General features: G+C 61.6%; 7 protein-coding genes. All 7 read right to left on the bottom strand.

The annotated features are described in order from the left end of the window. Window positions 1-1,112: mannitol-1-phosphate 5-dehydrogenase (locus AXF19_RS08825; protein ID WP_157092531.1), on the bottom strand; the 1,112-nt coding region annotated here is incomplete at its 3' end. A gap of 12 nt (window positions 1,113-1,124) precedes the next feature. Beyond that, window positions 1,125-3,023, bottom strand: coding sequence for a PTS mannitol transporter subunit IICBA (locus AXF19_RS08820; RefSeq protein WP_066847801.1), 1,899 nt, complete (start codon window positions 3,021-3,023; stop codon window positions 1,125-1,127). A gap of 37 nt (window positions 3,024-3,060) precedes the next feature. Next, window positions 3,061-5,124 carry a BglG family transcription antiterminator gene (locus AXF19_RS08815; protein WP_066847798.1) on the bottom strand — a complete coding sequence of 688 codons (2,064 nt, stop codon included), beginning with the start codon at window positions 5,122-5,124 and terminating at the stop codon, window positions 3,061-3,063. Between the two features lie 301 nt (window positions 5,125-5,425). Beyond that, window positions 5,426-6,448, bottom strand: coding sequence for a tRNA (adenosine(37)-N6)-threonylcarbamoyltransferase complex transferase subunit TsaD (gene tsaD, locus AXF19_RS08810; RefSeq protein WP_066847795.1), 1,023 nt, complete (start codon window positions 6,446-6,448; stop codon window positions 5,426-5,428). Continuing rightward, complete coding sequence (gene rimI / locus AXF19_RS08805; protein WP_066847792.1) at window positions 6,411-6,899, bottom strand: ribosomal protein S18-alanine N-acetyltransferase; 489 nt, start codon at window positions 6,897-6,899, stop codon at window positions 6,411-6,413. The genes tsaD and rimI overlap by 38 nt, the downstream gene beginning before the upstream one ends. Continuing rightward, window positions 6,896-7,615 carry a tRNA (adenosine(37)-N6)-threonylcarbamoyltransferase complex dimerization subunit type 1 TsaB gene (gene tsaB, locus AXF19_RS08800; RefSeq protein ID WP_066847789.1) on the bottom strand — a complete coding sequence of 240 codons (720 nt, stop codon included), beginning with the start codon at window positions 7,613-7,615 and terminating at the stop codon, window positions 6,896-6,898. The genes rimI and tsaB overlap by 4 nt, the downstream gene beginning before the upstream one ends. After that, a complete protein-coding gene (gene tsaE, locus AXF19_RS08795; protein WP_066847786.1) occupies window positions 7,596-8,072 on the bottom strand; it encodes a tRNA (adenosine(37)-N6)-threonylcarbamoyltransferase complex ATPase subunit type 1 TsaE in 477 nt (158 codons plus the stop codon). Before tsaE ends, tsaB begins: the two co-directional genes overlap by 20 nt. Window positions 8,073-8,182: the final 110 nt, after the last annotated feature.

The raw sequence follows: 8,182 nt of genomic DNA, 5'->3' as shown, positions 1-8,182 counted from the left end.
AAGAGCTCCGTACCCGCAGGAATCTCCGTGAAGTGTGTGAGTGCTTTTTCAAAGCCATGTTCCTTCACGTAGTTCTGCACCTCGACTGCCTCGGGATCGTCGGCATAGTCGAAGCGGAGGGCAGCAGCGATGACCGTTGCCAGCGCCTCGGGCTTTTTGCCGCGCTCGATGAGCTGCGATGCAGGAGAGACGAGGCGATCCTTTGCGCCGAGCTTGCGCTTCGGCCCACGCGCAACGCGCGTCACGGCATCGGAGAGGTGCGGATTCTTGAACCGCTCCTCCACCGTGCGGATGTATGCCGCGTGCTTTTCGCGGTCAAAGCCGTATTTCTCGATGAGCAGTTCACTCGTCTCTGCCCAGACACGGCGGACGAAGGAGACAATCTCCTCGTCCTGCATCGCGGCGGCAATGTCCTCGATGCCCTTCAAATACGCCATGTAGGCGATGGAGGCATGTCCCGTATTGACGGAGAAGAGCTTGCGCTCGATGTAGGCTTCGAGGTTGTCCACCCACGTCAGCCCCTCGATCTGCGGTTCCTCACCAACCACACCCGTGCGGTCAACATCCCATTCGCAGAACGGCTCGACCTTGACGAGCAGGGGATCCTCGTTGTGCTGAATCGGTACAATGCGGTCAACGGCGGCGTCGGGGAATCCGATGTAGCGGTCAACCTTTGCCTTCACATCGTCCGCGAGATGCTCATAGACGAAATTCTTGAGGACGGTCGACCCGCCGACCATGTTCTCACACGCAATGATGTTCAGCGGCGTCTCGTTCTTTTCGATACGGCGCGCAAGCCCCTTTGCGATGTTCGGCGCAATGAATTTGAGGATATTCGGGCCGATGGCGGTGGTCACGATATCCGCCGTGACAAATGCATCCAGCAGCTCCTCGAGATTCGTGTTGCTGTTGATCGCCTTGACATGCTCCACACGGATGGTCTGCGGCTCGTTGCCCACGACCTCGATGTCGTAGGCGCGGCGCGCATTGATCTCATTGACAAGCGCCTCTGCGACATCGACGAATGTGACCTCGTAGCCCGAGCGCACAAGCAGCTCGCCGATGAAGCCGCGTCCGATATTGCCGCCGCCGAAATGAATTGCCTGTTTCATCACAAACTCCTTTCAATCCGCCTTCGTGAAGACTTCATAGAGTTCCTCGGCGCTCTTCGTCTTGAACAGCTCTTCGAGCTGCTCATCCGTGTAGTCGCCGACCATGGTTGCAATGTTCGCGAGGATGGCGAGGTGATCGTTGCCGACGCCCGCAATGCCGATGACGAGATGTGCGGTCTCATCGCCGAACTTCACGCCCTCGGGGTACTGGCAGACGACAATGCCCGTCTTCTTGATCGTGTCCTTAACGGCGTTCTCGCCGTGCGGGATGGCAATGCCCTTGCCGATGTAGGTGGAGAGATCCTGCTCGCGGTTGAGCATGCCCTGCACATAGCCCTCATCGACGTAGCCGCTTTGGGCGAGCATCTTACCTGCCGCCGTGATCGCCTCCTCGCGGCTGACCGTGGCGAGTCCGACCTTGACGTTTTCCTTCAACAGGACGCCGGCACCGACCGTCTCAGGCGCCTCCGCCTCTGCATCCGATGCGGGCGCACCTGCCTCCACAGCCGCCTCCTTGAGGCGCGTGGTGACAATCTCATAGACGTTGTTCTGCGTGAAGTCGCGCACCCAGATATGCTCTGCCTGCGGCGAGTCCGCAAGCGCACGCTCCGCGAGCTTTTCGTGCGAGATGACGAGCTGTGCCTCGGACGGGATTGCGCCGATCGCGCAGTTCGTGACGGAGATGTCCGTATAGCCGTCCTTCTTGAGCTTTTTGCGCAGCGCAGCCGCACCGAGCGCGGACGAGCCCATCCCCGCATCGCAGGCGTAGACGATGACCTTCAGATCCTTGCCCGCGACCTTCTTCTCCGCAGGGAGATCCTTGCCGCGATTCTTCATGTCGCTCATGCTCTCGCGTGCGGACTCGAGCGACTCATCCTCGACATCCTTCGACATCTTAATGAAGACGGAGGCGACCGCGCAGGATACCGCCGTTGCAACGGCAAACGCCGAGAGGTTCGCAAAGAGCGCCGAGCCGTTCGGCGTCATGGCGATGATCGCAAAGATTGAGCCAGGCGAGGACGGTGCAATGAGACCGCCGCCAAGGAGACCAAGTGTGAAGACGCCGGACATACCGCCCGCAATCGCGGCGATGATGAGCACGGGCTTCATCAGGATGTACGGGAAGTAGATTTCGTGGATACCGCCGAGAACGTGGATGATCATCGCACCGGGCGAGGACGACTTTGCCATGCCCTTACCGAAGAGCCAGTAGGCAAGCAGGATACCGAAGCCGGGGCCTGGGTTCGCCTCGAGCAGGAAGAACATAGACTTGCCGTATTCCTGTGCCTGCTGGATGCCGAGTGGGCTGAGCACGCCGTGGTTTAGTGCGTTGTTGAGGAAGAGCACCTTTGCCGGCTCAATGATGATGGATGCGAGCGGCAACAGCCCCATCGCAACGATCCCCTCCACGCCGCTGCGTAGGATGTCATTCGCACCGCCGACCACGGGACCGACGACAGCGAATGCGATCATCGCGAGAATGCCGCCGAGAATGCCGAGCGAGAAGTTGTTGACCAGCATCTCGAAGCCGCCCGGAATGCTGTCGCGGATGGCATCGTCAAACTTCTTGATGATATAGCCGCCAAGAGGTCCCATAATCATCGCGCCGAGGAACATCGGGATGTCCGAGCCCGCGATGATACCGGACGTTGCAATCGCCGCCATGACGCCGCCGCGATGCCCGTAGATTGCCGCGCCGCCGCTGTAGCCGATGAGCAGAGGAATCAGCCACTTGCTCATGGGGCCACCGACCTGCGCGAGGTATTCGTTCGGCATCCACCCCGTTGGGATGAACAGCGCCGTCAGAAAGCCCCACGCGATAAATGCGCCGATGTTCGGCATAACCATTCCGGACAGGAAACGGCCAAATTTCTGCATGGCCTCCTGTGCCCCTCCACCTTGTTGACTCATCATAATCCCCCCTGAAAAAATTTAAAAATACCTTTATTTATAAGAGCCGTTCCAGCACTTCGCGGAAATGCTCTTCAAAAACGTATTCCAATTCGCGGTGCAGCTCCTCTGCGCCCCCATGCGTGAGAATATCTGCAAATGCAGGGCGCTCCCCAATCTGCGCTGCAATCTGTCCGAGGACGCTCTTTTCTCCTGCGTGCCCCTGCAACGGTGCGCACATGACGAGCGCCGTATCGACTTCCCCCTCCGCGTAGGTAAGCGGCTCTGCAAGGCGCAGAACGCCAAAGCGCGGCACATTCGCAGCCTCCGTCTCCGCATGGAGCAGGATCATCTGCGGTGTGACCCACGTCGGAGCAATCTGCTCGCGCCGCAGCAGTGCCGCCGCAAACGCCTCAGCACCCTCCTCACCGACGAGGAGATGTGCCCCCGCCTCTGCCAGAGCCCCGATGGACTGCACCCGCACATCCTCGTACAGGTGAAAATCTGAGAGAATGGCGTGAATCGCCCCGCTCAGATGGTGAATCTCCTCCATCGCCTCTGCAAAATGCGGCTTTTCCTCCGTCTCATCGACACTGTGCGGCGCACATACGGCAAGTACGGCGTCGATCTGCGCCCGGTCCGACGCCGTCAGGAACGCACTGGCGACGACAACGGGAACGGGGAGCGGCGGAAGCGGCACGGTCGATACAACGAAATCCACGGCGCGGCGTGTGATCTCCTGCGCCGTGAGCGCGAGGGAGGAGAGCTCCCCTACCACGCGGATGCGCTCGTAAGCACGGCGGATGCGGCTTGCGAGCAGACGGCTCGTGCCGAGTCCCGTCGGGCACGCAACGAGTACGCGCACTGCCGGGCGATCCACGCCCGCCTCCGTCAGTGCCGCGCCAAGGTGCATGGCGATGTAGGCAATCTCATCGGCGGGGAGCGGTGCTCCTGCCTCCTCCTCCATCGCGCGCACTGCGTGACGCGCAAGTGACATCAGCTCCGGATGCTCCGCCTCCATCTGCGCTAGCAGCGGGTTGCGGATGTCCATGCCGAGCTTCAGGCGGTGCAGGGCGGGTGCGAGATGATTCACAAGCCCCGTGAGCAGCGTGCGGCTGCGCAGGAGCGGCGCGCCGCTCTTCTCGCCCGCAAGGCGCATGATCGACTGTGCGATCTGCACGAGGCGAAAGTTGTCCACCCGTCCCGCCCCCGTGGGAAGCGCAGCAGAGCGCGCACCGAGGAGGTGCATCGTGATATAGCCGACCTCCGCCTCGGGCACGGTGAGGGAGAATGCCTCTCCGAGCCGCCGCGCAATGCGCTGCCCCGTTTTGAAATCCTCCGTCCGCCGCAGCTCGGCAAGCGTCCCTGCGTCCATTGCAATTGCGTCGCTCTGCTGCATCCGCCGCACGGCAAGCGCGAGATGGACGACGAGTCCGACACGCGCCGTGTCCGGAATGCCGCGCTCCGCCGTCTCCTCAGCGACAACGGCATCGATGCGCCGCACATACGCCGCGTCCACGAGTCCGAGCAGCGCGCGCTCTGCCGCACGCGCCGCCCCCTGCACATCCTCATCGTCGCCGATGAGGGCAAGCAGCGCCGCCTCGTCCGCATGATCGTGGATGTTGCGGACGAGCGCACTGCGGATTGCGCGCTCGCTGCCCTCGACATAGACGCCGAGTCCGGGGCGTCGCACGAGGGTGATTTCCTGCGCTGCAAGCCACGGGTGAAGGCGGTCAAGATCGTGACTGACGGTGCTGTCCGTCACATTCAGAAGCCGCGCAAGTGTGAAGAGCTTCAGCGGCTCGTCCGCCATGAGGAGACGCGTCGTCAGCACTGAGCGGCGCTGTGCGGGCGAGAGTTCGCGCTGCGCATCCGCAGCAGCGGCAAGACGGCGGCGCAGCGCGCTCAGATCCGCCGCGTCACCCGCGAGCATGAAGCCCGCCCCCGTGCGCCTAAGAAGTGTAATGCCGTACGGCATCAGTGCCATCTCGAGCCCGTGCATCTCACGCGTAATGGTGCGTGCGCTGACATCGAGGGCAGAGGCGATGCGCTCGGCGGGCACATAGCCGTCTGCTGCGAGGAGAGCGGACAGAATCGCCCGCATACGTGCCGTCAGCTCCATCTGCCCGCCTCCTTTCGACCGTTGACATTTTTATTATAACGAATGGCATTCATACTTGCAACGAAAAGACCTTGCCCTTTGTCATGAGGACTTATGGACAAATAAAAAGAGAGGCTGCTGCATGAAGCATTTCTAACTTCGTACAACAGTCTCTCTTTTCGCCCCTTCCACCGCTGCGCGGTCCCCCTCCCCCGCTGGCGCAGGGGAGGCTTTAGGCGACGGCATATTAGCTTCCCCCGTCGAAACGGGGGAAGTGGCGAGCTTGCGAGCCGATAGGGGCGCTCCGATTCCCTATGTCATTTTATGCAAAATCCAGTCCCGGCACAGCGTTCAGGTAGAGATCGCTGTACTTGCCCGCCTCCGCCGCATAGGCACCGCGACAGGCAATCATGGCAGCGTTGTCCGTGCAGAGGCGCGCGGGCGGATAGAGATAGCGGATGCCCTCCGCCTCTGCCGTCTCGCGCAAACGGCGTTCGAGCGACCGATTCGCCGCAACACCGCCCGCAAGGACGAGCGTATCGCGCCCCGCCTCGCGGATTGCCTCGAACGCCTTGTGTACGAGCACCTCCACCACGGCAGACTGGAACGAGGCGGCGATGTCCGCCTTATGCAGCGCATGCCCCTTCATCTGCTCGCTGTTGATGTAGTTCAGCACGGCGGATTTCAGCCCGCTGAAGCTAAATTCGTAGTTTCCCTCCTGTGCAAGTGCACGCGGGAAGTCGATCGCGGTGGGATCACCCTCGCGGGCGAGCTTGTCGATCTCGGGGCCGCCGGGGTACGGCAGTCCCATGACGCGCGCCACCTTGTCGAACGCCTCACCCGCCGCATCGTCGCGCGTTCTGCCCATCAGGCGGAACGTCTCGTAGTCCGCGACATCCACGAGCGCCGTATGCCCGCCCGAAACAACGAGCGCCATAAAGGGCGGCGTGAGCTCCGTATGCGCAAGAAAGTTCGCAAAGATATGCCCCTCAAGATGGTTGACGCCGATGAGCGGCACATTGAGGGAAAAGGCAAGCGACTTTGCCGCCGACACACCGACGAGGAGCGCACCGACAAGCCCCGGGCCGTAGGTGACGGCGACCTGATCGATCTCCGAGAGCGCTGTTCCCGCCTCATCAAGTGCCTGCTCCACAACGGGCAGGATGCTCAAAATGTGGTTGCGCGAGGCGATCTCGGGCACAACGCCGCCGTATTTCTGATGAATCGGAATCTGCGTTGCAATGACGCAGGAGAACAGCTCGCGCGTCCCACGCAGGACGGCGGCGGAGGTCTCATCGCAACTCGTCTCAATCCCGAGCGTCAGTTTCTGCCGAACATCTTTCATCTGCAAAGTCCTTTAACTTCGTATGCCACATCAGAATGGCATCTTCCCCATTGTCCTGATAGTATTTCCTGCGCACGCCGATTGCCGCAAAGCCCAGCCCCTCGTAGAGGCGCAGCGCGGGCGTATTCGACGGACGCACCTCGAGCGTCATGCGCTCCGCGCCGCGCTCTGCCGCCGCACACATGAGCCGCGTCATCAGCAGTCTGCCGAGCCCCCTGCCTCGCTGTGCAGAGGTCAGCGCGATATTCGTCACCTGCGCCTCCTCGAACGAGATCCAGCAGCCGCCAAAGCCGATGATCTCCGCATCCTCGAGCGCAACGATATAGCAGGCAAAGTCATTCGAAGCCTCACGCCAGAAGTCCTCGCGCGACCACGGCGTCGGAAAGCTCTCGCGCTCGATGCGCGCCACCGCCTCCGCATCCTCCGCCCGCAGGGGACGAAAGGAAATCACGGCGCGCCCTCCGTACCGTGCCGCTTCTCCCACAACACCTCTGCCTCGCTGCGGCGCAGATAGAGCGGCGCGATGGTGACGGGATCATCCACCGCCCCGCGAGCAAGACGCGTAAGCGCCGCGAGCCCCACACAGGCAGCACGCGGCATACGCGCATGAATCGGCGCAATACGCACGCCTCTCGGCAGCGGCGTCAATGTTTTCTTCTGCATGGCATCCCCGAGGAGGAGGACGGGCTGCTGCGATTCCGCAAGCCCCGCGAGCACCTCCGAGAGCGGCAGGATCACAAGCGGATGCACTTCGCGCAGCGTCAGCCCCTCTGCTCCCGCCTCCCAAGCAAATTCCTGCGCGTAGACATTGCCCTTCTGCGCGTCCATCATGGGAACGAGGCGCACACCCTCACAGATCGTGTGATGGGCAAGCGCCTCGAGTGTCGGTACTGCGATCAGTGGGATGTGTAGGGCATACGCCATCATCTTTGCCGCCGCAAGCCCGATTCTGAGCCCCGTGAACGAACCGGGGCCGATGCTGACGGCGATGCCATCGAGTTCTTCCTTTTTCACGCGCGCCATCTCGAGCGCCATCCCAATGTGCGGCATGAGGGTCTCGGAGTGTGTCAGCGCGCCCTGCATGCTCAGCTCTGCCGCGACGCGCTCCGCTGAGAGGACGGCGACACTCGAGACCTGCGAGGAGGTATCAATGCTCAGGATCGACAATCTCGTTCAACTCCTCCAAGAGCGCCGTGCTCTTCTCCCCCTCTGCGGCAAAGATGAACTGCCGCTCCTCTCCATCAAGCGCATCAATGCGCACCTCGAGCCGATCCTCGGGCAGTGCCTCAGGGAATTTCTCCGCCCACTCGATCAGCACAATGCCCTCGGTCGCGTCCACATACTCATAGAAGCCGATGTCCTCGAGTTCCTCCTCGGACTCGATGCGATAGAGGTCGAAATGCACAATGGGGCACGCCGCCTCGTAGATATTCATGAGGTTGAACGTCGGGCTCGTCACATCGCTCTCCACGCCGAGCGTACGCGCGAGCGCCCGTACAAAGAGTGTCTTGCCCACCCCAAGTTCTCCATCGAGGCAGATGACCGTGCCCTCGTGGATGATTTTACCGATGGTACTCGCCAGATGCGCGGTCTCCTCGGGCGAATGCGATATACAGGTGAGCATATTCCGTCCCCTTTAGTAAAAGAACCAAAACCTTTTGATACATTATAACACGAGAGGCTGATTTCCGCAAAGGCAGTACGATGAAACGGCGCACAAAAAAGCGGAGGGAG

The sequence above is a fragment of the Selenomonas sp. oral taxon 126 genome, assembly GCF_001683335.1.
Classification (GTDB): Bacteria; Bacillota; Negativicutes; order Selenomonadales; family Selenomonadaceae; genus Centipeda.
Note: the sequence above shows the minus strand (reverse complement) of the source record. Positions and strands in the feature narration are given on the sequence as shown.